Origin of the sequence: Pseudarthrobacter sulfonivorans (assembly GCF_024391045.1) — a bacterium.
GTDB lineage: Bacteria > Actinomycetota > Actinomycetes > Actinomycetales > Micrococcaceae > Arthrobacter > Arthrobacter sulfonivorans_B.
This window is the reverse complement of sequence record NZ_JANFCZ010000007.1, coordinates 40726-66699: the sequence shown is the minus strand read 5'-3', so window position 1 is coordinate 66699 and position 25974 is coordinate 40726. Positions and strand designations below refer to the sequence as shown.

Here is a 25974-nt window from a genome sequence, read left to right as displayed (position 1 = left end):
TCCATAGATAGCATTGAACGATCGTTCAATGCAAGTATTGAACACTCGTTCAATCTGCATTACTGTCCCTCGTATGACTTACGCCACACCCCTTCGGGACGTCACCCAAACCGCAACAACCGGGGCAGCATCCACCCTGTTCATCAACGGGGCCTGGGAACCGGCCGCTTCCGGCGCCGTCCGCGAAATCCGCAACCCCGCCGACGGCGAACCGGTGGCCACGGTGTCGGAGGGCGGCCGGGAAGACGCGGAACGCGCCATCGCGGCGGCCCGCGCCGCCTTCGATTCCGGCGCCTGGTCCAGCGTCCCAGCACCTGCGCGCGGCACCTTCCTCCTGAAGGTAGCCGCCGGCCTGCGGGAACACAGGGAAAAGTTCGCCCGCGCCGAGTCGCTGGACACCGGCAAGCGCATGGTCGAGAGCCGCATCGACATGGACGACATTGCCGCTTGCTTCGAGTACTTCGGCAGGCTCGCCGGGCAGCAGGCGGGCCGCATGGTCGACGCCGGGAACCCCTACGTCGTCAGCAAAATCGTCTACGAACCCGTGGGTGTCTGCGGCCTGATCACCCCGTGGAACTACCCCCTGCTCCAGGCGGCGTGGAAGATCGCCCCCGCGCTAGCCGCCGGCTGCACCTTTGTCCTCAAGCCGTCCGAGCTGACCCCGTCCACCGCCATCCTGGCCATGCAGCTGCTGCAGGACCTCGGCCTGCCGGACGGCGTGGCCAACCTCGTGACCGGAGCCGGCGCGGAGGCGGGCGCCCCGCTCTCGGAACACCCCGCCGTCGACCTCGTCTCCTTCACCGGCGGCCTGGAAACCGGCAAGCGGATCGCGGCGGCCGCCGCGGCCACCGTCAAGAAGGTAGCCCTGGAGCTCGGCGGGAAGAACCCCAACGTGGTTTTTGCCGACGCGGACTTCGACGCCGCTGTGGACAATGCCCTCAACGGCGCCTTCGTCCACTCCGGGCAGGTCTGCTCTGCCGGGGCACGGCTGGTGGTGGAGGAATCGATCGCCGAACGCTTCGTGGACGAGCTGGCCCGCCGCGCCCGCGACATCCGGCTGGGCGGCCCCTTTGACGACGACGCCGAAACCGGGCCGCTGATTTCCGCGGCCCACCGCGACAAAGTCGACGCCTATGTCCAGCGGGGCATCCAGGAGGGCGCGCGGCTGCGCACCGGCGGCGCGGCGCCGCAAGGAGAAAAGTACGACGGCGGGTTCTACTACCAGCCCACCATCCTGGACCAGGTGCGGCGCGGCATGTCCGTGGTCACCGACGAGGCGTTCGGCCCGGTGGTGACGGTGGAAACCTTCCGCACCGAGGACGAGGCCGTGGCCACCGCCAACGACACCATCTACGGCCTGGCCGGCGCCGTGTGGACCCAGGACGCCGGCAAGGCGCAGCGCGTGGCGTCCCGGCTGCGCCACGGCACCATCTGGATCAACGACTACCACCCCTACCTTCCCCAGGCCGAGTGGGGCGGCTTCGGCCAGTCCGGCGTCGGCCGTGAACTCGGCCCCACGGGCCTCGCCGAATACCAGGAAGCCAAACACATCTACCAGAACACCAGCCCGCAGGTCACCGGCTGGTTTGCTGACCACGGCAAGGAGAACTAGATGCATCTCGACAACATTGAGCAGCTCAGCGAGCGCTCCTTCGATTACCTCGTCATCGGCGGCGGATCCGCCGGCGCGGCAGTCGCGGCCCGGCTGAGCGAGGACCCGGACGTCACCGTGGCCCTGGTGGAGGCCGGCCCGGACGACCGGAACCTGCCCGAGATCCTGCAGCTGGACCGCTGGATGGAGCTGCTCGAATCCGGCTACGACTGGGACTACCCGGTGGAGCCGCAGGAGAACGGCAACTCCTTCATGCGGCACGCCCGCGCCAGGGTGATGGGCGGCTGCTCCAGCCACAACTCCTGCATCGCGTTCTGGGCACCCCGCGAGGACCTGGACGAGTGGGAGTCCAAATACGGCGCCATCGGCTGGAACGCCGGCGCTGCCTGGCCGCTCTACCAGCGGCTGGAAACCAATGAGGACGCCGGGCCGGACGCGCCGCACCACGGGGACTCCGGACCCGTGCACCTGATGAACGTGCCCCCGGTGGATCCCGCCGGCGTCGCGCTCCTGGACGCCTGCGAACAGACGGGCATCCCCCGCGCGACGTTCAACACCGGCACCACCGTGGTCAACGGCGCCAACTTCTTCCAGATCAACCGGCGCGCGGACGGCACCCGCGCCTCCAGCTCCGTCTCCTACATCCACCCCATCATCGAGCGCCCCAACTTCACCCTGCTCACAGGCCTCCGCGCCCGCCAGCTGGTGTTCGACGCGGACAAACGCTGCACCGGCGTGGACGTGGTGGACTCGGCCTTCGGCCGGACGCACCGCCTCTCCGCGCACCGCGAGGTCATCCTGTCCACCGGCGCCATCGACTCCCCTAAGCTGCTCATGCTCTCCGGCATCGGCCCGGCCGCGCACCTGGCCCGGCACGGCCTCGAGGTCCTGGTGGACTCCCCCGGCGTGGGCGAGCACCTGCAGGACCATCCCGAAGGCGTGGTCCAGTTCGAGGCCAAGCAGCCCATGGTGCAGACCTCCACCCAGTGGTGGGAAATCGGCATCTTCACTCCCACCGAGGACGGCCTGGACCGCCCCGACCTGATGATGCACTACGGGTCCGTCCCGTTCGACATGAACACCCTGCGGCACGGCTACCCCACCACGGAGAACGGCTTCAGCCTCACCCCGAACGTCACGCACGCCCGTTCCCGGGGCACTGTCAGGCTCCGCAGCCGCGACTTCCGCGACAAGCCGATGGTGGATCCGCGCTACTTCACGGATCCGGAAGGCCACGACATGCGGGTCATGGTGGCCGGCATCCGCAAAGCCCGCGAAATCGCCGCCCAGCCCGCCATGGCGGAATGGACCGGGCGCGAACTCTCGCCGGGCGTCGAAGCACAGACGGACGAGGAACTGCAGGACTACATCCGCGAGACCCACAACACCGTCTACCACCCGGTGGGCACCGTCCGTATGGGCCCGGCCGACGACGACATGTCGCCGCTGGATCCCGAGCTGCGGGTCAAGGGCGTCACAGGCCTCCGCGTGGCGGATGCATCGGTGATGCCGGAACACGTCACCGTCAACCCCAACATCACCGTCATGATGATCGGCGAGCGCTGTGCTGATTTGATCCGGGCCGATCTCATCCGCGCCGGCCACACCGGCGGCGCAGTGACGGAAGAGGTGGAGCTCAGCCCGACCTTCGCCTGAGCGGCACGTTCCGGAGGCTATTGATCCCGCGTCCAACGGCGGCCGCGGGTTACATCGAGCGTACTTTTCTGACCTAGGAGTTCACATTTTGGAACCCAGCAAGAGTATTGATTCAAGCGGCATGGACGAATTTGGCTACACCCAGACCCTGGACCGGAGCATCGGCAAGTTTGCCAGCTTCGCCGCAGGCGTCAGCTACATCTCCATCCTCACCGGTGTTTTTCAACTGTTCTACTTCGGTTTTTCCATGGCCGGCCCGGCGTACGCCTGGTCCTGGCCCATCGTGTTCATCGGCCAGCTGATGGTGGCGCTGTGCTTTGCAGAGCTGGCCGGCCGCTACCCCGTGGCGGGCTCGGTCTACAACTGGGCCAAGCGGCTGTCCTCCGGGACCTCGTCCTGGCTGGCCGGCTGGCTGCTGCTGCTGTCCTCCATCATGGCGCTGGGCTCGGTGGCATTGGCCCTGCAGCTCACCCTCCCCCAGCTGTGGTCCGGCTTCCAGTTCGTTGGTGACGGTACCGGCCCTTACGACTTCGCCATGAACGGCGTGGTGCTGGCCACCATCATGATCACCATCTCCACCCTTATCAACGCGTTCGGCGTGAAGCTGATGACCCGGATCAACAGCGTCGGCGTCTTCGTGGAGCTCATCGCCGCCGTCCTGCTGATCCTGGCTCTGGCCTGGCACGTGGTCCGCGGGCCCGAGGTCTTCTTCCAGACCAACGGCTTCGGCGAAGGCAAGGACCTGGGCTTCTTCGGCGTTTTCCTGATCGGCGCCATGGCCTCCGGCTACGTGATGTACGGTTTCGACACCGCCAGCTCGCTCGGAGAGGAAACCAAGGACCCCAAGAAGACCGCTCCCAAGGCCATCCTGCGGGCTGTTACGGCGTCGTTCCTGCTGGGCGGCGGAATCCTGCTGTTCGGCATCCTGGCAGCACCGGACCTCACCGACCCCCAGGTGGGTTCCCCCGACGGCGGCCTGCAGCACATCGTCCTCTCCGTCCTGGGCGGCCCGTTCGGCAAGGCTTTCCTGGCCTGCATCGTGGTGGCCGTGGTGGTCTGCACCCTGGCTGTCCACGCCGCCGCCATCCGGATGATGTTCGCCATGGCCCGGGACAACAACCTGCCCTTCAGCCGGCAGCTCAGCAAGGTGGACCCGGTCCGCCGGACGCCCACGGTGGCGGCGATCGTCATCGGCGTCATGGCCGTTATCCCGCTGCTGGTCAATGTCATGCAGCCGGCCATCTTCACCATCCTGTCCAGCATCAGCATCGTCCTGATCTACCTGTCCTACCTCCTGGTCACGGTTCCGCTGCTGCGCAACCGGCTGCTGAAGAAGTGGCCCCTGGCCGACGACGGTTCCGAGCCCGGGTTCTGCATGGGCAAGTGGGGGGTTCCCGTGAACATCCTGGCGGTCCTGTGGGGCGGTGCCATGACGGTGAACCTGGTGTGGCCCCGCCCGGAGATCTACAACTCGGTGCCGCCGTTCGAGTGGTACCTGCAGTGGGGCGGCGTGATGTTCGTGGCCGCCGTGGTCACTGGCGGGGCGCTGCTCTACCTGCTGAAGATCCGCCACCAGACCGGGGTGCTGGCCGAGCACGCCGCGGCAGTCGCAGCACATCCGTCGTCGGGCGCCGCACAGTACGCAGCCCCGGAGGATGCGCTGGTGGCTGCGTCGGAAGCGCAGTAACGCTCAGCGGAAAGCCCGACGGCGGCACTCACCTGAGCGCCGCCGTCGGGGCACCCCTGCTCCGCAGGCACTCCCGCCAGTGGCGTGGTGACATAGCGGTTAGAGGTAGTCGCCTGACCGTTCACGGGCAATCTCGAGCAGCGTGGAGTGAAAAGCCACCTCTGCCGGCGCGTAAACCTTGTCCTGGCGCTGGGCGAGCAGGACCCGGCGCAACGGGGCAGCGTCCCCAAGGCTGAGCACCCGGACATCCGGGTGCTGAAGGGCGACGGCGGTTTTGGGCACCATGGCCACTCCCATGCCGACACTGACCATGGCTTGGGCTTCCTGATAGTCGTTGGCCAGGAATCCGATGGTCGGCTCGAAGCCGGCGTCGTGCGCGGAGCGCTGCAGCACTTCCACCACCGGGTGGGCCTCCGCACGGACAATCCAGGACTCGTTGCGCAGGTCCTCCATGCTCACCTGCTCCTGGTCGGCGAGCGGGTGGCTGGCGGCCACCAGAATCACGGTGCTCTCGCGGAACACCTCGGTAATCCGAATGGAGTCGTCGTGGAACTTGTTCCACGGGTAGTCCCACAGCAGGCAGAGGCCGGTGACCCCGGACTGCAGGTCCGCCACCAGCTCATCGAAGCGGGCACTGCGCAGCGAGAGGCTGATGGCCGGGTACCGCTTCTTGAAAGCCCGGATGACGATCGGCAGGAATGATCCTGCGAGGGTGGGAAAGGTACCCACGGTCAGGGCTCCCCGCTTGAGGCCGGCGATCTGGTCCAGGTCGGACTGCGCGGCCTTCATCTGACGAACGATCTGGCGCGCATGCCCGGCCAGCACCTGGCCGGCCTCGGTGGGCACCACCCCGCGGGAACGGCGGGTCAGCAGCGGCTGACCGACTTCCTGTTCCAGCTTGCGCAGCTGCTGGGACACGGCGGACGGCGAATACATCATGAGGTCGGCCGCAGCGGTGATGGACCCCTGCTCCACCACCTCCAGCAGCACCGCCAGGCGGCGGACATCAAAAAGTTTCGCCTCGTCGTCCTGAAGCATTGCTTTACCCCTTGGCAGAAGTTGTTCAATCGGTTCAAGTGTGGCTGAATCCCAGGGGATTCGGGGGTTTGTCGGCATCCGAAATCTGGAAGCCTATCCGCATTTTGCCCCGCATGTGTTTGAAGCAATGCTACATCCCCCTTCAATTATTGGACATTGTCTTAATTTGTGATCCGGATCAATCTCATAACAGGGCCCCTCGCAATAACCGAGGCAATGAGGAGATGTGAAAGACCAATGAAGATCGAAGCAGAGTGGATGCGCGGAGGCACCAGCAAATGCTGGGTGTTTGAAGCCGGCCATCTGGGCGAGGACACCAGCCTGGATTCGCTGCTGCCGCGGGTGTTCGGCAGCCCCGACTCACGGCAGATCGACGGCGTCGGCGGAGCAACATCCACCACCAGCAAGGCCATGATCCTGCACCGCCCGGACGAGGACGATATCGACGTCGACTTCACGTTCGCCCAGGTGGGTATTGAAGAGGCGGCAGTGGACTGGGGCAGCAACTGCGGCAACTGCTCGGCTGTCGTCGGCCTCTACGCCATCGAAAAAGGCTGGGTGGTCCCCAACGGCGACGTCACCAAAATCGTCACCCGCAATACCAACACCGGCCAGGTCATTGTCCAGCGGGTCGCCACCCCTGCGGGCGCCCTGCCCATAGTCCCGGAGGCGCAGATGCCGGGCGTCCCGTTCCCCGGCTACCGCGTGGGGCTCGGCTTCCAGGACCCGGCCGGCAAAACCACCGGCGCCCTGCTGCCCACCGGCTCGGCAACGGATACCATCACTGCCGGCGGAACCCGGTGGACAGTTTCGATGGTGGACGCCGGCGCCCCCGTGGTGATCGTCCGCGCTGAGGACCTCGGCCTGGACCCCGCGCGCTACGAAAGCTGGCAGGCCGGCGTCGAACTGCAGCTTGAGACGTTGGAACAGATCCGGCGGCAGGCGGCAGTGCGCATGCGGCTGGCGGCCACCACCGCGACGGCGGCCCGCGCCATTCCCAAGCTCGCCATTGCCTCCGCCCCGGTCCCTGCGGAGACAGGCAGCGACCTCAACGTCATGATGCTCTCGATGGGCCGCCCCCACCCGGCGCTCGCCATCACCGGCAGCATCGCCCTGACCCTGGCGGCCCGCACCCCGGGGACCGTCCTGCACGGCATCACCGGGGGCACCCACGGAGCCGCGCTGAAGCTGAGGACCCCCGCTGGGGTCCTCGAAACCTGGACCGAAGAGAACGACGGCGGCCTGCTGGTCGGCGTCGACCGCACCGCCCGGACCATCGCCACCACCGTTATCCACCTCCCCGAGGCCCTCGGCAGTGCTGCCGAGGAATCCCTCGCGGGAGCCACTCGATGAGGAATACTTGCCATGACTAACACTGTGCAACAACCCAACGACACCAAAGAGACAACCCGGGACAAGCAGTCACCGGACCAGCGGTCACCGCGCCCCAACCGCCGCCGTATCCTGCTCATGGCGGTGGTCGGCATCACCCTCCTCGGGTTGCTTGCCCTTGTTCTGGCGGGAGGCGTCTTCAACCAGGCGCCCACCGCGGAATCGGAGCCGAGCATGACCGCTGTCCAGATCATCCCGCTCATCATCCTCGTGGTGATGTTCGTCGTCGCCACCAAATGGCCGCTGAACATCGGCGTCATGGGGCTGGTGGCGTCCTTCGGCGTCGGCTATTTCATGCTCGGCATGGACGATAAGGAGATCCTGGCGGATTTCCCGGCCAACATCGTCATCACCATCATCGGTGTCACCTACTTCTTCAGCATGGCGCAGCGCAACGGAACCATCGACATCATCGTCCAGACCTGCGTCCGCCTGGTCAGGGGCAAAACGCTCCTGCTGCCGTGGGTGTTCTTCCTGATGGCCGCAGCCCTCACGTCGCTGGGCACCTTCTCCCCCGCCGCTGTCGCCCTGCTGGCGCCGGCCGCCATCGGACTCGCGTACGAGTCCCGCATCCACCCCGTCCTGATGGGCGCTTTCCTCATCAACGGCGCCCACGCCGGCGGCTTCTCCCCGCTCTCCGTGGCCGGCGTCCTGGTGCACAACATCGCCGTCAAAAACGGCTTCCCCATCTCCCAGGGCGCGCTGTTCACCGCCAGCTTTGCCCTCAACCTCATCCTCTCGATCCTGACTGTGGTGCTGTTCGCCCTGCTGGGCAAGATGCGCGACGGCGACGGCCGGCACGCCGACCTTGAAACGACCAGCACCGGCCGCCCCCACGGCCAGCAGATCCTGACCCTGGCTCTAATTGCCGCCATGCTGGTCTGCGCGCTGGGCTTCCACATGCCGATCGGTCTCGTGGCCCTCTCCGCGGGACTCCTCCTGGCCTTCGTCAACATCAAGGAACACCGCACTTTCATCGGCGGGATCTCCTGGTCGACGGTCCTGCTGGTGGCCGGCATGATCACGTACGTCTCACTCCTCCAGCATGTGGGCGTCATCGACACCCTCGCCGAGCAGGCACTGGCACTGGGCGCACCGCTGCTGGTGGCGCTGGTCCTCTGCTACGTGATCGGCGTCGGTTCGGCGTTCGCGTCGTCGACGGCGCTGCTCACCGCGTTCATCCCGCTGGCCGGACCGCTGCTGGCCAGCAGCTCGCTGAGCGCCTCCGGCACGGTGGCGGCACTCGCCATCGCAGCCACCGTGGTGGACGTTTCCCCGTTCTCCACCGACGGCGCCCTGGTGGTGGCCAACGCCCGCGAGGACGACCGGCAGCGCGTCTACAAGCAGCTCATGATGTACGCCGGCGGCGTGGTCCTGGCGGGCCCGGCACTCGCCTGGGCGCTGCTGGTACCCACCGGCATCATGTAAGCCCGGATGCCGCTCCCGCACTCCCACCGCAACAGGAAGCCCGAAAGTCGGGCGCGCGGGCGTGCATCCGTCAGTCAAAAGGCAGGACCCCGGCGGGTCCTGCCTTTTGACGTTCGACGACGGGTGGGTGGACGGCGCGTGGGTGCGGACCACAAATACCGCCCGGGATGTCAGGCAGCAACGTGCGCCAGGAGTGCCTGTTCGAAGGGACTTGCGGTCTCGGGCGAAAACGTTGGCGGCCCGGATGAAAACGTTGGCGGCCCGGTGGAAAATGTTGCCAGCCCGGTTGAGAATTTCGGCGGCCCGGGCAAACATTCTTGAGGAATGACAGGCGGCACCCAGTCCGCCTGCTCGGCTGGATAGTACCGGCCGGTGGGCGACCGCCAGCCCGGGGGCTCATTCTTCGCTGCCTCCGTTGGTGTCCAGGCCGACCGATGTTTAAGGCGGTGGTGTCTCGGGCACGCCTGGCCGAGGTTGCTGATCCCTGTAGTCCCGCCTTGCTGCCAGGCGGTGAGATGGTCCACCTCATTGTCCAAGGTGTGATTACTGCAGCCCGGGAACGTACATTTGCCGTCCCGCATCCTCAGCCACCGCTTCATACTTTCCGGGAGCCGGTAGTTCTCCCGGCCGATCTCCAGCGGGGCCCCGTCCCTCGGGTCCACCAAAACGCGGTAGAACGAACCTGCCCCGTCGGCAACGAGCCGGCGCGCCATCGACGCCGGAATGGGGCCATAACCGTCGAGCTCTGCGGGTTCCTCGGTGAGCCCCAGGAGCGAGAAAACAGGAACTGTTACCAGCACGTCGGCCTTCGGAACCGGAAGCTTTTGGAGGTGCTGTCCTGTATGGCCCAGCAGGAGTCCCGCTGCCATGTCCGCACGGATCTGGCTGAGCGTGCGCGGCTCTTCAGGGCCCTGCAGCCCGCGGGCCATGGCGGTGGCTTTGTTCCAGACCGCGCAGGCCGCATCACCCGGCAGGTACAGGGAGATCCAGGCCATGCCGTCAGCATCGGGACGGTACTCCATCCGCCGGTCCGCCACGCTCACCGCGTGGCGCTTTTCGAGCGTGTCCGGATAATTGCGTTCGCGCCAGGACCGGACCTTGCGCCGAAACCGGGACGGCACCAGCTCACCCGGCGCGGCACCGCGGGCCGGATTCGGCGCGTGCGGATCGAAGAAGTGCGCTTCCAGAGCCGAGGCATCGGTGGGGCTGAGGCCTGTGATTTCTTCGGCCAGGACGCGGGCGTGCTGCCACGAGATGCTGCCGGTTTGCAGTGCATCCAGTACGGCCGGCAAAGACGTGGTCAGGGCGTGGGCTTCTCCCAGCAGGGCGGATGCGGCGCGTTCCCCGATGGTGAGCACGCACGCGACTTCCGCCACCACGGTCATCTCCCGCGCCGAGGCCTCGTGGGCGCTGACCGCAGGGCCCTCGATAATGGTTGCCGCCTCAGCATAGGTTGCCACCAGCCGGACTTTCGCCGCCGCCGTCGCGGCTTCAACCCTGGCCAGCGCTGCCAACCCCTCGAGGCACGACTCGGATAGCTGTTCCAAAGGATCGGCATCAGCAACATGGTCCGTGGGGCTTGGGGCAGCCGGAGTCCGGGAAACAACACCGGCAAGCACACCGACCAGCCGGGCCACCGACGCGACGGCATCCGCAACGGCAGTACTGCCTCCCGCCCCCGCAACCAGCCTGGTATCCATGACTAAAGCATGGCAGGGGGGTGTGACATTCTGGACGGTCAGATAGCCCACCCGTTCCGGACCCTAAACAGCACCATCTTCGGCTGCCCGCGTCACACAACGTGACGGCCTCCGCATCCGGAACAGCAACGCCCTACCCTTGACAGGTGACTTTGACTACGATTCGCACCGCCGCCGCGAGCTCCCTCGCCGCCGCCGGTCTCCTGCTTGCCCTCGCTGCCTGTTCGGCGCCGGCCACCACCCAGGCCAGCCCCGCTGCCTCCGGCTCTGCCTCCTCAGCATCAGCTTCGGCCAGCGCCTCCTCCACCGCCGCCGGCCCGTGCGCCGGCGTGAAGGTCATTGTTGATTCGGGCGCCCTGAAGCAGTCCGCCGCTGACACCTCCACCTGCGTGTCCGTGGACGGACCCACCGTGGCATCGGCCGTCCTGAGCAAAGCTGACGTGAAGATCGAGGGCACCGCCAAGTACCCCACGAGCTTCGCCTGCCGCGTCAACGGCGTCCCCGCCGCGGACTTCGACATCAAGCGCAAGGGTGGCACCGCCCGTGAAGCGTGCGATGACAAAAACACTGTCTCGTATTGGGCGCTCTGGGTGAAGCCCGCCGCAGGCACGTGGGCTTACGCGCAGGAAGGTCTGGACAGCCTGAACCTCAACCCCGGCGAGAGCCTTGAACTGCTCTACACGGTGGATAACGAACCGGCAGCACCCGCGGCATGACCTTCCGGCCCGCGCCGTTGCGCGCAGCGGCAGTCCTCGCCGCTGTGTTCGTTGCGGCGCGGGTCATCTACCGCGTCCTCTTTAACGGCGCGGGCACCGGCAGCCCCCTCCTGCTTGACCTTCCGCCGCTGCGGCTGCCTGCCCCGTACGCGCACGTGGTTTTCCTTGGTCCGGTCACGGGACAGGGCCTGTGGGCGGCGGTCCTCTCTGCCCTGCCGATTGCCGGGATGTTCCTCGCTTTCGGCCTGCTCAACGCCTGGGTGGATGTGGCCCGCGGCTTTGTGCATCTCGCCCGCCGCGGCCCTTTGCAGGGTGTGGCCCGGACTCTGGTGGTGGCGTGGGCGGCGCTTCCGGCGCTTTCCGACGCCGTGACTTCCGTACGCCTGGCGTTCCGGTTGCGGGGTGAACGCTTCGGACCCCGTGCCTTAGTGCCCGTGCTGGAGCGCACCTTGGAACACGCGGGCCGGGTTGCAGCGGCCCTGGAGTTGCGCGGCTTCGGGAGCCGGGCGGTGGAGCAGAAGGAGAACGACGGCGGCCTGCCGCTTCAGATCCGCGACGCCCGGTTCCGGATTGGTGACACCTGCATCAAGGTGGACAAGTTTGCGCCGTCCTGCGGCTCCATCACGGTCATCACCGGGCCCACGGGCTCCGGCAAGTCCACCATCCTCCGCGGCCTTGCCGGCCTCCTCTCCCACGTTGACGGCGGCGACATCTCCGGCACCGTAAGCGTCGCCGGAACTGACCGTGCCGCCACGCCGCCGCGCGATACCGCCCGCCTCGTCGGCGTCGTCCTGCAGAATCCCCGGGCCGCGTTCGCCAGCACCCGGGTCCGGGACGAGATCTCCCTGGCCCTTGAGCTGCGCGGCATGACATCACCTAGCGTCAGGGCCCGGGTGCTGGAGGTTGCCGAGAGGATCGGCGTCACGGCGCTGCTGGACCGGAATGTCAGCGCCCTCTCGGCGGGCGAGGCGACGCTCGTAGCCATTGCCGCCGCGGTGGTGGATCATCCGGACTTACTCCTGGTTGACGAGCCGCTGGCGGACCTGGACACCGCGGCCCGCGCACGCGTCATCGCCGTGCTCAGCGCCCTCGCCCGGGATGACGGCGTCTGCGTCATCGTCGCGGAACACCGGGCGGAAGCACTGGTACCGGTGGCGGATTCCTGGTGGACCATCGACGACGGCGCCCTGGTACAGGGTGCCGCGCCGTCCGTACCTACCCGCCCCGGCGTTGCCCATTCAACGCCAGTGCCGACGGCGGAGCAGGCGCCCGTGCTGACTGCCACAAATCTCGCGGTACACCTCAAGGGCAGGGCGCTCGTGCGCGAAGCGTCCCTGACCCTGCACCGCGGTGAAGTGGTGGCCCTGGTGGGGCCGAACGGGGCGGGGAAGTCTTCCCTCCTGGTAGCGCTCGCCCTGGGTGAAGGAACGCTGGGTGAAGTAACACTCGGTGAAGGAACGGTCGACGGCGGTATGGTCGAAGGCGGTCGTGTCGCCCTTGTCCCGGACGCCTCGGATGACCTCTTCACCAGGGACACGGTGGCGGCAGAGCTCCGAGCTGCCGAGCGGCGCCTGGCGCGCCGTAAGAACATCAGCCAGCCTGCGCCTGGCTACGCAGCGTCTCGCCTGGCCCGTTTGCGGGGAGACGTGACGATTCCGATCGGACACGAGCATCCCCGGGACCTCTCGGCCGGCGAGCGCCGGCTCCTCGCCATCGCGCTGCAGACCATGGACGATCCCCACGTCCTCCTGATCGATGAGCCCACCCGCGGACTCGACCCGGCGGCGCGCGCAGCAGTCGCGTCCGCGCTGCGGGCGGCCGCGGACTCAGGCGCGGCGGTCCTGATCGCCACGCATGACCACGACTTTGCCCACGGTCTCGGCGCCCGGATCCTCCCGATGCGTAACGGCGTCGCGCCCGCCTCTCCAGCGACCGAAGCGCCCGAACCGCCCCCCGCGGCTTCCCGGGCATCGGGTGCCGGGCCATCGGGTGCCCGGCCATCGGGTGCCCGGCCATCGGGTGCCGGGCCAAGGCCACGAGTCATCCGCGAAGAAGCGGACTCCAAAGCAGCAGCAAAACCCCGCCGCATCCGCATGCCCCGCGGCGTCGAACTTGCAGTCCTCTCCGCGGCAAACGTCCTCGCCCTCGCAGCTTTCTGCTGGCCGCTGCTCGCCGCGGCACTCCCGCAGGACGCCGCCGCAGCCCTCCCGTACGCGGCGCTGGCCATCGCGCCGCTGGCGGCCGTCGCCGTCGTCGTGTCCCTCGACGGTTCGGTCCGCTCGGCACACACGGTGGCCCTGCTCGGCGTCCTGGCTGCAGTAGGTTCCGCGGTGCGGGTGGCGAGCACCGGCGTCGGCGGCGTGGAGGCAGTGTTTATCCTGCTGATCCTGGCCGGCCGGGCCTTCGGTGCCCGTTTTGGCATGCTCCTCGGCGCCGCCACGATCGCCCTCTCCAGCGCGCTGTGGGGTGGCATCGGGCCGTGGACACCGTTCCAGATATTCGCGTGCGCGTGGGTGGGTGCGGGTGCCGGCCTGCTCCCCCGCCAGATGCGGGGCAAAGCGGAGCTGTGGATGCTCTGCGGCTACGGCATCGGGGCGTCTTACCTGTTCGGCCTGCTGACCAACCTGTGGTTCTGGCCCTTCGCGGTTGGCGCCGGCACCGGCATCTCCTACGTGCCGGGCGCGCCGCTGGGCACCAACGTGAGCAGCTTCCTGCTCTACTCGCTGGTGACGTCGACGGCGGGCTGGGACACCCTGCGCGCCATCACCACGATCATCGGAATCGCTCTGGTGGGGCGGGCCATTCTCGCCGCACTCCGGCGGGTGAAACCGGTCTCCGGCCACGCTTCTGGTGCCGTCGGGCACGCTCCTGGTCCCAGCGGGCAGGCCGCGCAGGCCCAACCCTCCCTGCCCCACCCCGACCAGACCCAACCTTCCCAAGCCAAGGACCGGCTTCACCTGGGAGCCTAGGACACCGCCGGGAAACCCGGCCAGAGCGGTAGCCCGCCGCATCTCCGGGTCTGCGCCCGAGCACGGCATATGATGGCCACCAGAGCGGCGGCATGGCCACGCTGGATCGCTTGCTCCCGCAGGTTTCCTATTGGATGTCCTTGCCATTTCGACAAACCGCCGCCGCCCGCGGGTAGCCTTGAGCCATGGCTTCATCCACACCCACCCTCGCGACGCGCTGGGAACCCCTGCCCCTGCGAGTCGTGGCGGAGCTGCTCGGGCCGTCATCGGCGCGTTGGTGGTTGTCCGGCGGGGTGGCGCTGGACCACTGGCTCGGCACTAACACTCGCGAGCACCACAATATCGATGTCAGCACGACGACCGCCGACCTGCCCCGACTGGTGCAGGAGCTACCGGCGCCGTTTAGCGCGTGGGCTCCATCAGGCGACGGCGTTCTCCCGTGGGCAGAGGCGGACCTGGATGCCGATCTGCAACCGATCCGTATTCACAATGACGCAACAGGCGCATGGGCCCTGCAGGTCAACGTCGAGGACGGCACGGATAGCGCCTGGGTTTATCGACGGGATCCCCGACTGCAACTGCCGTGGGATCGTGCAGTGATCGACGTCGACGGCATTCCGACCGGGGCGCCCGAGGTGCAGCTGGTCTGGAAGGCGCTGCGTCCCCGTCCGGAGGACGACGCCGACAAGGATGCGGTTCTACCGAAGCTCTCCGACGAAGCCCGCGCCTGGTGGGAGCACGCGATTCTGACGATCCACCCGCACTCGTCATGGTCCATCCACGTTCGTAGCCCGTTCGCTCCGGGTAAAGCCAGCTGGAACAGGACGAAACGCTAGCGCTCCGACTTGTACTCATCCGCCGCAACCGCATCCAGCACTAGCGAGCGGAACCATCGCTGCGCCTGCGAGAGGCTGGCCTCTCGCCGCGTGTACAACTCCACTGGTGTGCTCTGCGCGGGCCAGGGCAACTCGGCGATGCGAAGGCGGGGGAACCAACCGCAGAACACCCCCGCGACATGGCGAGGTAGCAGGACGACCAGGTCCGTCGCCTCGAGCACGGCAGGCACGGTGCCGTACTCCTCCATGGTCAGCACGACCTGGGACATCAAGTCGTGTTCGGTCAGCGCCTGCACAGGATAGACGTGCCCGCCCCGGGCGGAGACTCGCACAAAGCGCCTCCCCTCGAACATGCCAGGCCCGGTCGCAGGGAGTGGATGCGACCCGGACGACAGAGCCACGTATTCGACCGAACGCACGTGCGTCCTCCACAGCCGAGGTGTGGCGATCCGCGACACGGTAAGTGCCAGATCGATGGTTCCGCGGATCAGCGCGCTCTCGACCTCGTCCGAATCGAGCCGTTCTACCTGTATTCGCGGATCGGCGCCCACCCGCCCGAGGGCGGTCATGATCGGCGGGAGGAACGTCTGCTCGCCGATCGAGGTAAGTCCGAGGACGAGTTCGCCGCTGAATCCGGTCGGTTCGAACACGTCCGATCCCATGACGGTCGCGTCTATTTGTGCCAGGGCGTTGTGTAGGGGCCCGAACAGCTGCGTCGCCTTCGCGGTCGGCACCATGTCGTTCCCTTCGCGACGGAACAGTTCGTCGCCGAACCGCTCCCTGAGCCGCTTCAGGGAATGGCTGACCGTGGGCTGTGTAACGTGTAGGCGCCTGGCGGCGCCCGTGACGCTGCGCAGCTCATAGAGCGTAACGAATGTCCGGAGCTGGTTGAGGTCGGTGAACGTCATGCCATAGATCCTATCTATGGCTTTTTCTTTGCATATCTATTGGACCACAGTGACAAACACCCCTAAAGTCAGTTTGGGGCAGCACTGATCCAACGAGTGCAGCTACTCGCACCGCTTCCACTTAGTGACAAGGACGACACTCGCGTGATTATCGACATCCACGGCCACTACACCACAGCTCCAACACAGCTCGGAGCCTGGCGTGATCTGCAGATCGCATTCACTGAAGGACGCGCGGACGCTCCTGACCCTGCCACCCTGCGCATCAGCGATGACGACATCCGTGAGACCATCGAGGCCAACCAGCTCAAGCTCATGAACGAGCGCGGCAGCGACGTCACCGTGTTCAGCCCTCGTGCCTCGTTCATGGCGCACCACATCGGAGACCTCGCCGTGAGCGAGACCTGGGCCCGGATCTGCAACGACCTGTGCGCCCGCGTCAGCGAGCTCTACCCCGACCGCTTCCTAACGGGGGCGATGCTCCCCCAGTCCCCCGGTGCGGACCCGGCCACGAGCGTTGCCGAGCTTACTCGTGCCGTCGAGGAACTCGGCGCCGTCACCGTGAACCTCAACCCCGACCCGTCCGGCGGCAAGTGGACGTCCCCGCCGCTGACTGATCGCTCGTGGTACCCGATCTACGAGAAACTGGTCGAATACCAGATCCCGGCGATGGTGCATGTCAGCACGTCATGCAACCCGGCCTTCCACACCACCGGAGCGCACTACCTCAACGCCGACACCACCGCGTTCATGCAACTACTCCAGGGCGACCTGTTCCGCGACTTCCCCGAGTTGAAGCTCGTAATCCCGCACGGCGGCGGCGCCGTTCCCTACCACTGGGGGCGCTTCCGTGGGCTCGCAATGGCGCTGGGCAAGCCCGAAATCGAGGAGCACCTGCTGAACAACGTGTTCTTCGACACCTGCGTGTACCACCAGCCGGGCATCGACCTTCTCACCAAGGTCGTCCCGACCGAGAACATCCTTTTCGCGAGCGAGATGATCGGCGCCGTACGCGACGTCGACCCGCGCAGCGGACACTACTTCGACGACACCAAGCGCTACGTCGACGCCACTACGAACCTGAACGACGCGCAGCGCGCGCAGGTGTTCGAAGCCAACGCCCGCCGTGTCTACCCACGGCTTGACCGCGCCCTTACTGCGCGCGGACTCTGAGAGGACCATCAAATGCGACTGAACAACCTCGGCATCGTCCGCACCAACATCGAACGTCCGGATCCCGCGGACGTCAAACGGCTTTCGCAGTTCGGCGTCGCCACCATCCACGAGGCGATGGGGCGAGTCGGGCTCCTGCGCCCCTACATCAGGCCGGCCTACACCGGCGCTAAGCTCTGTGGCCCGGCCGTGACGGTGCTGCTGCAGCCTGGTGACAACTGGATGTTCCACGTGGCCGCCGAGCAGGTGCAGGAAGGCGATGTGATCGTCGCCGGCTGCACCACCGAGAGTGAAGACGGCTTCTTCGGTGAGTTGCTCGCGACCTCGCTCACCGCGCGCGGCTGCAAGGGCCTCGTCATCGACGGCGGCGTGCGCGACGTCGCCGACCTCGAGAAGCTGGGCTTCCCGGTCTTCTCTCGCGCGATCAACTCGAAGGGCACCGTCAAGGCGACCCTCGGATCGGTGAACATCCCCGTAGTGGTCGCGAACGCCGTGGTGAACCCCGGCGACGTGGTCGTGGCCGATGTCGACGGCGTCGTGGTTGTCCCGCGCGAACTTGTCGGAGCGGTGGCAGACGCCAGCCAGAAGCGAGAGGATAACGAAGAGGCCAAGCGTCAGCAGTTCCGCGAGGGCGTGCTGGGGCTCGACATCTACAACATGCGCGAGCCGCTGGCCAAGGCCGGCCTCGAGTACGTGGAGGCATGAGCACCATGACGCACGGCGACACCACGGGAGGCTTCGAAAAGTCCGCGGGCTGGCTCGACTGGTACGACGGCCCCACCAAGCCCACGTTCCGCCTGCCGGCAGGCGCGGTCGACGCGCACTGCCACGTGTTCGGGCCCGGGGAGCAGTTCCCGTACGCCCCCGAGCGGAAGTACACGCCCTGCGATGCCTCGGCGGAGCAGCTGTTCGCGTTGCGCGACGAGCTGGGATTCGACCGCAACGTGATCGTCCAGGCGACCTGCCACGGCGCCGACAACCGGGCACTGGTCGATGCGCTGCAGCGCAGCGGCGGCCGCGCCCGCGGCGTCGCCACGGTCCGCCGCGACGTGACCGAGGAGCAGCTGGCCGAGCTGCACGCGGCCGGCGTCCGCGGGGTCCGGTTCAACTTCGTCAAGCGCCTCGTCGACCGGGTGCCCACCGACTCGCTCGAGGAGATCGTCGCGAAGATCGCGCCGCTCGGCTGGCACGTGGTCATCTACTTCGAGGCCGAGGACCTGCCGGAGCTCTACGACTTCTTCTCCGCGATTCCGACCGACGTCGTCGTCGACCATATGGGGCGGCCCGACGTGACCAAGGAACCGGACGGCCCTGAGTTCGCACTGTTCCTGCGCTTCATGCGCGAGAACACCAATGTGTGGACCAAGGTGTCCTGCCCAGAGCGCCTGTCCGTCACGGGCCCGCGCGCTCTCGACGGCGAACAGCACGCCTACACCGACGTAGTGCCGTTCGCCCGACGCGTGGTCGAGGAGTTCCCCGACCGCGTACTGTGGGGAACCGATTGGCCCCACCCAAACCTCAAGGACCACATGCCCGACGACGGGCTGCTGGTCGACTACATCCCCCAGATCGCGACGACGCCCGAGCTCCAGCAGAAGCTCCTCGTGGACAACCCCCGCCGCCTCTACTGGCCCGAAGGAGCATGACATGACACTCGACAAGCCATACAAGGACGTTCCCGGCACGATCATCTTCGACGCGGAGATGGCCCGCAAGGGATACCACCTCAACCAGTTCTCGATGTCGCTGATGAAGCCAGAGAACCGCGAGCGCTACCTCGCCGACCGCGAGGCGTACCTCGATGAGTGGCCCCTTTCGCCCCAGCAGCGCCAGGCGGTGCTCGACATGGACCTGAACGCCATGATGGCCGAGGGCGGCAACATCTACTTCCTCAGCAAGATCGGCGCCACGCACGGCCTGAGCTTCCAGCAGATGGCCGGCTCCATGACCGGCATGTCCGAGGCCGCCTACCGCGACATGATGATCGGCGGCGGACGCCGCCCCGAGGGCAACCGCCTCAAGGACCTCGACGGCTGGGTCCCGCCAGCGCCGCGCGAGAAGTCCGAAACCATGCGCGAGAACGCCCCGGCGAAGTTCACGTCGGCGCTGTTCACCTCGCATGTCCCGGCGATCGGTGCCGCGATGGACCTCGGCAAGACCGAGGAGCCCTACTGGAAGAAGGTCTTCGACGGCTACCAGTGGACCCGCAAGTGGGCCAAGGAGAATACGCCCGACGTCGTCATCCTCGTCTACAACGACCACGCCACGGCCTTCGACTCGTCGATCATCCCCACCTTCGTGCTCGGCACCGGCGCGGAGTACCCGGTCGCGGACGAGGGCTATGGCCCCCGCCCCGTGCCGGATGTCAAAGGCTATCCCGAGCTGGCCGCACACATCGCACAGTCGGTCATCCAGGACGACTTCGACCTCACCCTCGTCAACGAGATGGTCGTGGACCACGGGCTCACCGTGCCGCTCTCGCTCGTCTTCGGCGACGTTGCGGAGTGGCCATGCAAGGTCATCCCGCTGGCCGTCAATGTGGTGCAGTACCCGGTGCCTTCCGGCCGCCGCTGCTATGAGCTCGGGAAGGCCCTTCGCCGCGCCCTCGACAAGTGGGACGGCCCGGAGCTCAACGTCCAGATCTGGGGCACCGGCGGCATGAGCCACCAGCTTCAGGGCCCGCGCGCCGGCCTCATCAACGAGGAGTGGGACAACGCATTCCTCGACCACCTCATCGCCGACCCGCTGGGCCTGACCGAATGGGATCACATGGAGTATGTCGATGAGGCCGGTTCCGAGGGCATCGAACTCGTCGACTGGCTCATCGCGCGCGGTGCGATGGATGATCAGTTCCGGGGCGAGAGCCCCGAGGTGAACCACCGCTTCTACCACGTTCCGGCATCGAACACTGCTGTCGGCCACCTCGTCATCTCGAACCCGGTCGCACCGCGCTTCGACTCCGCCGACGACGCGGTCGTGGCTGACCCCGCGGATCAGGTGCTGGCACCCGAGCCCGCGGAGACCGCGGCCGTTCCGAACGCCTAACACTCTGATCCGTCACCTACCTGAGGAGAAACGAATGACCGACCAGATCCGCGTCGCGGTCGTCGGCGCCAACGGCGCCTTCGGCATGAAACATCTTGACGCCCTGAAGAACATTGAGGACGCCGAGGTGACCGTGGTCTCCGCCACCTCGCAGGAAAAGGCGGACGGTGTCGCCTCGAAGTACGGCGTCGCCAACGCCGTCGTCGGGCTGGACGCCGTGCTCGAGCGCGACGACGTTGATGCCGTCATCCTCGCCACGCCCACGGGTCTGCACGCCTCGCAGACACAGGCGGTCCTCAAGGCCGGCAAGCACGTGCAGGTCGAGATCCCGCTCGCCGATTCGCTCGCCGACGCCGAGGCGACGCTCGCCGCGGCCGAGGCGTCCGACCGCGTCGCCATGGTGGGCCACACGAGGCGGTTCAACCCCTCGCACCAGCTCGTGCACAACCGGATCGCCGAGGGCTCGTTCAACGTGCAGCAAATGGACGTGCAGACGTACTTTTTCCGCCGCACCAACACGAACGCGAAGGGCGAGGCCCGGTCCTGGACCGACCACCTGCTGTGGCATCATGCCGCGCATACTGTCGACTTGTTCGCCTACCAGGCCGGCAAGATCGTACAGGCGAACGCGATCCAGGGCCCGATCAACCCCGAACTCGGCATCGCGATGGACATGTCAATCCAGCTCAAGAGCGAGTCGGGCGCGATCTGTACCCTGTCCCTCTCGTTCAACAACAACGGGCCGTTCGGCACGTTCTTCCGCTACATCGGCGACACCGAGACCTACATCGCGCGCTACGACGACCTCTTCAACGGCCGCGACGAGCAGATCGACGTCTCGAAGGTGGCCGTGAGCATGAACGGTATTGAGCTGCAGGATCGTGAATTCATCTCGGCTATCCGCGATGGACGCGAGCCGAACTCGTCGCTCCGCCAGGTCATCGACTGCTACCGCGTGCTCGGCGCGCTGGAGGAGCAGCTCGCGTGAACCTCCCCCAGATCGGCCTCGGCTGCATGTCCCTGAGCCACGCCTATGGCGTGCCCCCCAACGCCGAGGACGGTCTGGCGTTCCTGCGCGCGGCGCTCGACGACGGCGTGCAGCTGCTCGACACGGCGACCCTGTACGGCGGCGGCCGCAACGAGGAGCTGGTCGGCCGGGCGATCGCGGGGCGCCGCGACGAGGTCTTCCTGGCGAGCAAGTGCGGGATGGCGTCCGTCGACGGCGTGAAAGTCATCGACGGGCGCCCCGATACGCTGCGCGCACAGGTCGATGCTTCGCTGAGCCGCCTTGGCGTCGATTACATCGATCTGTACTACCTTCACCGGTGGGACAAGAAGGTGCCGATCGGCGATAGCGTCGGCGCACTGGCCGAGATGGTCGCCGCGGGCAAGATCGGCGCAATCGGCCTGTCCGAGGTGTCGGTCGCGCGGCTGCGCGAGGCGCAGTCAGTCACCCCTATCGCGGCCGTGCAGAACGAGTACTCGCTGTGGAGCCGCAATGCCGAGCTTGGCATGCTCGACGCCACCCGCGAGGACGGCGTGACTCTGGTTGCGTTTTCGCCGGTCGCAAGGGGTTTCCTCGCCGATGCGATCGAGGACCCAGGTAAGTTGGCCCCAAACGACATCCGCCGCAGCATGCCGCGCTTCCAGCCCGAGCACTGGGGTGCGAATGCGACGCTGCTGGCCTCGTGGCGTGAGCTGGCTGCGGAGGCCGGTTGCACCCCAGCACAGCTCGCGCTGGCCTGGCTGCTCTCCCGCGGAGATCATGTTCTGCCGATCCCTGGAACAACGAGCGTCGCGCACCTGCGTGAGAACATGGCGGCGGCCAGCATCACTGTCGACGGCGCGCTGCTGACGCGGGCCGGCGAGCTGATTGGCACGGACACCATCTCTGGCGCGCGTTATGCGCCAGCATCTGCTGCCGAGGTAGACGCCGAGACTTTCGAGGATGCCGCATGAGGGCGATCTCGTCGATGGCCACCCGCCACGTTCTCGCCGACCTCGCTGAAGCTGCCGCCGGGGCGGGGCTACCGCTTCTGCAGCTCGAATCCGTAGGCGGAGTGGACGCCGCCCAGCGGGTGACCGCCGGCGAGCCGTTCGACCTTGTGTTCCTCGCCGAGGACGCTCTGCAACGCCTTGCTGCCGAGGGGCACGTCGATCCGGCATCCATCGCCCCGATCGTACTGTCGGAGGTCGCCGTAGGGGTGCCCGCAAGCAGCGCCGATGCCGCCATCTATTCCGAAGGCACGGCCTTTGCGAATGCGGACGAGCTTCGCGGCGCCCTGCGCGCGGCATCCCGCATCGGATATTCCACCGGACCGAGCGGCACCGAGCTCTTGCGAATGATCGACCACTGGGGCATGACCGATGAGGTCGGCGACCGGCTTGTGCAAGCCCGTCCAGGCGTGCCCGTGGCCCGCCTGCTCGCCGAGGGAGAGGTCGATCTCGGCCTGCAGCAGCTCAGCGAACTGGTCGGGCAACCCGGCGTGCGCATCCTCGGCGTTCTCCCGGAAGACTGCACGATTAGCACGGTCTTCGCCGGTGCTGTTGCGACATCCTCCAGCAACGCAGCCCGCGCTGCGGAGGTGTTGGCCTTCTTCCACTCGGACCTCGCGGCATCGATCAAGTCGTCCCACAGTTTTCGCGCGCCCTGAGGCCCTACCGTGCATCTCAGAAGAGCGGCCGACGGCGGGAGGTTCCCGCCGTCGGCCGCTTTTCTTAACTCGCGTGGAAAACGAAGGCCACGGTGGACTACTCGGGGCGCAGCATCAGCTCGTCGCTGAGGACCACGCACTGCCTCACAGCACGGTGGCAAGCTGTTCAAGGGGATCCACTCATATGACTCAGCAACGGCGCTACAGCTCGATGTCCCGTGGTGAGGGCGTTTCCTCTTGCCACCAGCCTTCCCAAGCGCTGGATGTTAGGTCGCCGGTGGGAAAATGCTGGCAGGACAATGCTGGTGACGGGACCTGGACCGGCAACTGTCCGGGGTTAAGGAGGAACAGGGTTTTCCAGAGATGCATTGTGCGGCCTTCCATGCTTCGGTTGAACGTCGTTGTTCGATGAGCGAACGGCTTCAGGGAGTATCTGCGGTTGGGGCCGGCCGGGACAATGTCCGGGCCGGCCCTCCTGGTGCCGCGTGATGCAGCTTCATGCTGTCAGGCGCGTGATGCAGCTTCATGCTGTCAGGCCCTAGAAGACGAACTTCTTCTGGAGCGAAGCCGCTGTCCGGTCCGGGTTCAGGAACAGCACGCAGATGATGCCGACCACGACAAGGTAGATCCCGATGAGGCCAAAGGAGCTGTTCATCCCGTCCGCCAGCCGAGCGGCCATTTCGACGCTCTCGGGGATACCTTTGGGGGCCGGGACATAGCCGGATTTGTCCATGAGCATGCCGACCATTGCCGGGGCTATCACGCCGCCGATTGACGCCAACCCGGTAAGGGTTGCCATGACGGCGGCGCGTTGCTTTGAACTGATGCAGAAGGCTACGGCAGTTGGGGCCAGCGGGTAGATCATGGCCAGGCCCGCGCCGAGGGTCATGACGGTCACTGCCGTCTCGCCCGAGACGTTTGGGAGGATAAGGAAGCAGACGCCTGACAGCAGGAGAGCGCCTCCGAACAAGGCACCCAGTGCCCACCGGACGGTGACACCCCTGCGCATCAGAAACCGCGAGGAATAGCCAAGAACCAACAGAGCCAGGGCACCGATGATCCACGGAAACGTCGAGACCAGCCCGATCGTTGCCGGCGGCAGTGCAACGACTGCCGCAAGATATTTCGGAGACCATGTGGTCAGGAACCCCTGAGTCCAGAAACAGCCCGCGCCGGCCAGGACGGCGACGATGAACATCTTTGAGCCAAGGACGGCCCGAATGGGAACAAGCTTGAGAATGTCGGCACGCTCGGTGATGCTGGCAGTCTCCGCGGCAGGCTGGTTTGTGCTGTCCGTCCCGTCCGGCGCCGGCTCAGGCGTGGCAGCTGGATCGGCGTGTGCTTTGGTCGCGGTATGGCTGTGGGGCCCGTCCCTTCCCATAAGGAACCACAACGCGGACCACAGAAGCCCAGCAATTCCTAGGAATCCGAAAGCCCAGCGCCAACCCAGATCGGGGTGGGCGATGATGGCGGCAAGAATGGGGGCAGCGATGATGGGGCCCAGGGTGGATCCGATTGCCACGATGGAGCTGGGGAGTCCGCGTTCTTTCGCCGGGAACCAGCCGTGGACGTGTTGGAGTGTGATGGGCGTTGCTGGTCCCTCCGCGCCGCCCAGCAGGATGCGGGTGACCAGCAGGATCGCCGCGCCGCCGCCGAAGAGCATCGGGAACTGGAGCACCGCCCATGAAATGCCCATGGTGAGAAGGATCCAGCGGGTGGGTACTTTCCCGGCCAGGAAACCGACCAGAACCGCCGCGATCGCGAAGAGGAAGAAGAAGGCGCTGCCGATGAAGCCGAACTCGCCGGCCGAAAGCTGGAGGTCGCGCATGGCCGAATCGGCGACCAGGCCCAGTACGGCTTTGTCAGCGAAATTGATGATCTGGAAGAGGACAAGGAGGCCCGTGACCAGCCATGCCCGGCGGTTCATGCGGCGGTTGCTGACCGCTGCCCGCAAGGTGTAGGGAGCGAATGTTTTGTCAGCGCTCATGCCCTGACCTCGGCCTTCATTATGGCAGGGACAGCGGACCATCCGGTGGCGTCGGTTGTGCTTCCCGGAGGGGCTGGCACCGTGAAGATGTCATTGTCTTCCGCGACGGTGACCGGCCCGGAGAAGTCCTCTCGCGCGAAACTTTCCATTTTGGCAGTATCGGCGGCCCCCGGAACGTTAGGGACGATGTGGTGCAGTACGAGGCGGCCCACGCCGGCTGCTTGCGCGACCTTACCGACCTCGTCAAAGGGTGTGTGGGATTCCCGAAGGTGGACGGCGATTCCTTCGCGTGTCTCGCTGTCAGGGAAAGTGTTCAGGATGGCGTCCAAATCAATCACTTCGTGGAGCAGGATGTCTGCGCCCTTGGCCAGCCGGATGCAGTTTTCCGAGTATGCGGTGTCACCGGAGATCACCACCGAGCCATAGGCTGTGTCGAAGCGGAAGCCGAAGGCCGGGTAGCAGAGCCGGTGGTCCACCAGGATGGCAGTTACGCGAACCAGTTCGTCTTTGTAGATTTCAAACGGTTCCATGACCGGGTGCCGGGCCGATACGGGGTCGGCCTGGGCTTCGGCTGGAATTTCGATGTCGTGGCCTATGACCCATTCCGACGGATCCGAGCGCCCTTCATCCGCCATCCGGATGACGACGTCGGAGGCGAACACGGTGTTCAGCAATGAATCCACGATGTCCTTGGTGCCTGCCATCGAACGCCCGAGGGTGCGGGCGTCCACCAGCATGGCATGTTCGTCATCCACTGCCGGTGTCCGAGGGGGTTGCCCGGGACCATAAACCTGTACCGGGCGGGAGAACGCTTCGCCAGGGACCTGCCATCCGGTGAGCAGGTAGGAGCCGAGGTCGTAGATGTGGTCCGAATGGTGGTGGGTAAGGAAAATGCCGCGGAGCTCACCCCAGGACGCGTGCCTGCGGTAGTTTCTGATGCTGCCCATCCCGGCATCGATCACATAGGTGGCGTCGTCGACGCGGATAGCGGTACTGGTCCCTGCCCGGCTGCTGGACACGATCGGCCCGCCGCCCGTGCCGAGGGTATGAACGGAGAGGCCCTTCATTGCTTTCTGGGTCATCAAACTACCTCACTGTAGTTGCGAAAAGTGCTGGGGGTTTCGGGGATATACCGGCAAGAGCCGGTAGGCGACACGACGTCGGCCAAGAGCT

General features: G+C 66.5%; 20 protein-coding genes. 15 read left to right on the top strand and 5 right to left on the bottom strand.

Annotated elements, in window-relative coordinates; genetic code table 11:
* The first annotated feature begins 73 nt into the window (after nucleotides 1-73).
* The 3 genes from NQJ30_RS06650 (at nucleotide 74) to NQJ30_RS06640 (ending at nucleotide 4955) form a co-directional block, all read left to right on the top strand.
* Nucleotides 74-1612, top strand: a complete 1539-nt coding sequence (locus NQJ30_RS06650) for an aldehyde dehydrogenase family protein (RefSeq protein ID WP_255769053.1) — start codon at nucleotides 74-76, stop codon at nucleotides 1610-1612.
* The gene (locus NQJ30_RS06645; RefSeq protein ID WP_255769052.1) at nucleotides 1613-3268 is read left to right on the top strand and encodes a GMC family oxidoreductase; all 1656 of its coding nucleotides are present in this window, start codon (nucleotides 1613-1615) and stop codon (nucleotides 3266-3268) included.
* Nucleotides 3269-3389: 121 nt separating this feature from the next.
* Nucleotides 3390-4955, top strand: a complete 1566-nt coding sequence (locus NQJ30_RS06640; RefSeq protein ID WP_255769151.1) for an APC family permease — start codon at nucleotides 3390-3392, stop codon at nucleotides 4953-4955.
* A 99-nt stretch (nucleotides 4956-5054) separates the two neighbouring features.
* On the opposite strand, the gene NQJ30_RS06635 is transcribed toward NQJ30_RS06640, so the two are convergent.
* A complete protein-coding gene (locus NQJ30_RS06635) occupies nucleotides 5055-5993 on the bottom strand; it encodes a LysR family transcriptional regulator (RefSeq protein ID WP_255769051.1) in 939 nt (312 codons plus the stop codon).
* 237 nt (nucleotides 5994-6230) lie between these two features.
* Here NQJ30_RS06635 and NQJ30_RS06630 point away from each other — a divergent pair, with 237 nt between their 5' ends.
* Together NQJ30_RS06630 and NQJ30_RS06625 are read left to right on the top strand one after the other, a co-directional pair.
* Complete coding sequence (locus NQJ30_RS06630) at nucleotides 6231-7346, top strand: PrpF domain-containing protein (RefSeq protein ID WP_255769050.1); 1116 nt, start codon at nucleotides 6231-6233, stop codon at nucleotides 7344-7346.
* 12 nt (nucleotides 7347-7358) lie between these two features.
* Nucleotides 7359-8813: an SLC13 family permease gene (locus NQJ30_RS06625; RefSeq protein ID WP_374113225.1), complete on the top strand. Its 1455-nt coding sequence runs from the start codon at nucleotides 7359-7361 to the stop codon at nucleotides 8811-8813.
* A 170-nt stretch (nucleotides 8814-8983) separates the two neighbouring features.
* Here the strand turns inward: NQJ30_RS06625 and NQJ30_RS06620 are convergent, their stop codons facing one another.
* Nucleotides 8984-10513: an HNH endonuclease signature motif containing protein gene (locus NQJ30_RS06620; protein ID WP_255769049.1), complete on the bottom strand. Its 1530-nt coding sequence runs from the start codon at nucleotides 10511-10513 to the stop codon at nucleotides 8984-8986.
* Between the two features lie 146 nt (nucleotides 10514-10659).
* Here NQJ30_RS06620 and NQJ30_RS06615 point away from each other — a divergent pair, with 146 nt between their 5' ends.
* From NQJ30_RS06615 to NQJ30_RS06605, 3 genes are all read left to right on the top strand, one after another.
* Entirely contained in the window at nucleotides 10660-11229 is a 570-nt protein-coding gene (locus NQJ30_RS06615; RefSeq protein WP_255769048.1) for a hypothetical protein, read from the top strand.
* The gene (locus NQJ30_RS06610; RefSeq protein WP_255769047.1) at nucleotides 11226-14198 is read left to right on the top strand and encodes an ATP-binding cassette domain-containing protein; all 2973 of its coding nucleotides are present in this window, start codon (nucleotides 11226-11228) and stop codon (nucleotides 14196-14198) included. The genes NQJ30_RS06615 and NQJ30_RS06610 overlap by 4 nt, the downstream gene beginning before the upstream one ends.
* A gap of 185 nt (nucleotides 14199-14383) precedes the next feature.
* Nucleotides 14384-15034, top strand: coding sequence for a nucleotidyltransferase domain-containing protein (locus tag NQJ30_RS06605; protein ID WP_255769046.1), 651 nt, complete (start codon nucleotides 14384-14386; stop codon nucleotides 15032-15034).
* Here the strand turns inward: NQJ30_RS06605 and NQJ30_RS06600 are convergent.
* Nucleotides 15031-15942, bottom strand: coding sequence for a LysR family transcriptional regulator (locus tag NQJ30_RS06600; protein ID WP_255769045.1), 912 nt, complete (start codon nucleotides 15940-15942; stop codon nucleotides 15031-15033). The two genes, NQJ30_RS06605 and NQJ30_RS06600, sit on opposite strands and share 4 nt — an antisense overlap.
* A gap of 144 nt (nucleotides 15943-16086) precedes the next feature.
* Here NQJ30_RS06600 and NQJ30_RS06595 point away from each other — a divergent pair, with 144 nt between their 5' ends.
* Genes NQJ30_RS06595 through NQJ30_RS06565 form a run of 7 tightly spaced genes read left to right on the top strand, consistent with a single transcriptional unit; the run spans nucleotide 16087 to nucleotide 22814 of the window.
* Nucleotides 16087-17115: an amidohydrolase family protein gene (locus NQJ30_RS06595; RefSeq protein ID WP_255769044.1), complete on the top strand. Its 1029-nt coding sequence runs from the start codon at nucleotides 16087-16089 to the stop codon at nucleotides 17113-17115.
* A 12-nt stretch (nucleotides 17116-17127) separates the two neighbouring features.
* Nucleotides 17128-17820: a 4-carboxy-4-hydroxy-2-oxoadipate aldolase/oxaloacetate decarboxylase gene (ligK, locus tag NQJ30_RS06590; protein ID WP_191080421.1), complete on the top strand. Its 693-nt coding sequence runs from the start codon at nucleotides 17128-17130 to the stop codon at nucleotides 17818-17820.
* Nucleotides 17817-18761, top strand: coding sequence for an amidohydrolase family protein (locus NQJ30_RS06585; RefSeq protein ID WP_304663897.1), 945 nt, complete (start codon nucleotides 17817-17819; stop codon nucleotides 18759-18761). The genes ligK and NQJ30_RS06585 overlap by 4 nt, the downstream gene beginning before the upstream one ends.
* Before the next feature lies 1 nt (nucleotide 18762).
* Nucleotides 18763-20160: a protocatechuate 4,5-dioxygenase subunit alpha/beta gene (locus tag NQJ30_RS06580; RefSeq protein WP_255769043.1), complete on the top strand. Its 1398-nt coding sequence runs from the start codon at nucleotides 18763-18765 to the stop codon at nucleotides 20158-20160.
* Between the two features lie 34 nt (nucleotides 20161-20194).
* On the top strand, nucleotides 20195-21148 hold the full coding sequence (locus tag NQJ30_RS06575) for a Gfo/Idh/MocA family oxidoreductase (RefSeq protein ID WP_255769042.1): 954 nt from the start codon (nucleotides 20195-20197) through the stop codon (nucleotides 21146-21148).
* Complete coding sequence (locus NQJ30_RS06570) at nucleotides 21145-22119, top strand: aldo/keto reductase (RefSeq protein ID WP_255769041.1); 975 nt, start codon at nucleotides 21145-21147, stop codon at nucleotides 22117-22119. The genes NQJ30_RS06575 and NQJ30_RS06570 overlap by 4 nt, the downstream gene beginning before the upstream one ends.
* On the top strand, nucleotides 22116-22814 hold the full coding sequence (locus NQJ30_RS06565; protein WP_255769040.1) for a substrate-binding domain-containing protein: 699 nt from the start codon (nucleotides 22116-22118) through the stop codon (nucleotides 22812-22814). Before NQJ30_RS06570 ends, NQJ30_RS06565 begins: the two co-directional genes overlap by 4 nt.
* A gap of 538 nt (nucleotides 22815-23352) precedes the next feature.
* On the opposite strand, the gene NQJ30_RS06560 is transcribed toward NQJ30_RS06565, so the two are convergent.
* Together NQJ30_RS06560 and NQJ30_RS06555 are read right to left on the bottom strand one after the other, a co-directional pair.
* Nucleotides 23353-24801, bottom strand: coding sequence for an MFS transporter (locus NQJ30_RS06560; RefSeq protein WP_255769039.1), 1449 nt, complete (start codon nucleotides 24799-24801; stop codon nucleotides 23353-23355).
* Nucleotides 24798-25883, bottom strand: a complete 1086-nt coding sequence (locus NQJ30_RS06555; RefSeq protein WP_255769038.1) for an MBL fold metallo-hydrolase — start codon at nucleotides 25881-25883, stop codon at nucleotides 24798-24800. Before NQJ30_RS06555 ends, NQJ30_RS06560 begins: the two co-directional genes overlap by 4 nt.
* Between the last annotated feature and the right edge of the window lie 91 nt (nucleotides 25884-25974).

Bases quoted from the DNA above. Each gene is read 5' to 3' on its own strand.
- NQJ30_RS06650 (WP_255769053.1), top strand. From the start codon at position 74: ATGACTTACGCCACACCCCTTCGGGACGTCACCCAAACCGCAACAACC.
- NQJ30_RS06645 (WP_255769052.1), top strand. From the start codon at position 1,613: ATGCATCTCGACAACATTGAGCAGCTCAGCGAGCGCTCCTTCGATTAC.
- NQJ30_RS06640 (WP_255769151.1), top strand. From the start codon at position 3,390: ATGGACGAATTTGGCTACACCCAGACCCTGGACCGGAGCATCGGCAAG.
- NQJ30_RS06635 (WP_255769051.1), bottom strand. From the start codon at position 5,993: ATGCTTCAGGACGACGAGGCGAAACTTTTTGATGTCCGCCGCCTGGCG.
- NQJ30_RS06630 (WP_255769050.1), top strand. From the start codon at position 6,231: ATGAAGATCGAAGCAGAGTGGATGCGCGGAGGCACCAGCAAATGCTGG.
- NQJ30_RS06625 (WP_374113225.1), top strand. From the start codon at position 7,359: ATGACTAACACTGTGCAACAACCCAACGACACCAAAGAGACAACCCGG.
- NQJ30_RS06620 (WP_255769049.1), bottom strand. From the start codon at position 10,513: ATGGATACCAGGCTGGTTGCGGGGGCGGGAGGCAGTACTGCCGTTGCG.
- NQJ30_RS06610 (WP_255769047.1), top strand. From the start codon at position 11,226: ATGACCTTCCGGCCCGCGCCGTTGCGCGCAGCGGCAGTCCTCGCCGCT.
- NQJ30_RS06605 (WP_255769046.1), top strand. From the start codon at position 14,384: ATGGCTTCATCCACACCCACCCTCGCGACGCGCTGGGAACCCCTGCCC.
- NQJ30_RS06600 (WP_255769045.1), bottom strand. From the start codon at position 15,942: ATGACGTTCACCGACCTCAACCAGCTCCGGACATTCGTTACGCTCTAT.
- ligK (WP_191080421.1), top strand. From the start codon at position 17,128: ATGCGACTGAACAACCTCGGCATCGTCCGCACCAACATCGAACGTCCG.
- NQJ30_RS06585 (WP_304663897.1), top strand. From the start codon at position 17,817: ATGAGCACCATGACGCACGGCGACACCACGGGAGGCTTCGAAAAGTCC.
- NQJ30_RS06580 (WP_255769043.1), top strand. From the start codon at position 18,763: ATGACACTCGACAAGCCATACAAGGACGTTCCCGGCACGATCATCTTC.
- NQJ30_RS06575 (WP_255769042.1), top strand. From the start codon at position 20,195: ATGACCGACCAGATCCGCGTCGCGGTCGTCGGCGCCAACGGCGCCTTC.
- NQJ30_RS06565 (WP_255769040.1), top strand. From the start codon at position 22,116: ATGAGGGCGATCTCGTCGATGGCCACCCGCCACGTTCTCGCCGACCTC.
- NQJ30_RS06560 (WP_255769039.1), bottom strand. From the start codon at position 24,801: ATGAGCGCTGACAAAACATTCGCTCCCTACACCTTGCGGGCAGCGGTC.
- NQJ30_RS06555 (WP_255769038.1), bottom strand. From the start codon at position 25,883: ATGACCCAGAAAGCAATGAAGGGCCTCTCCGTTCATACCCTCGGCACG.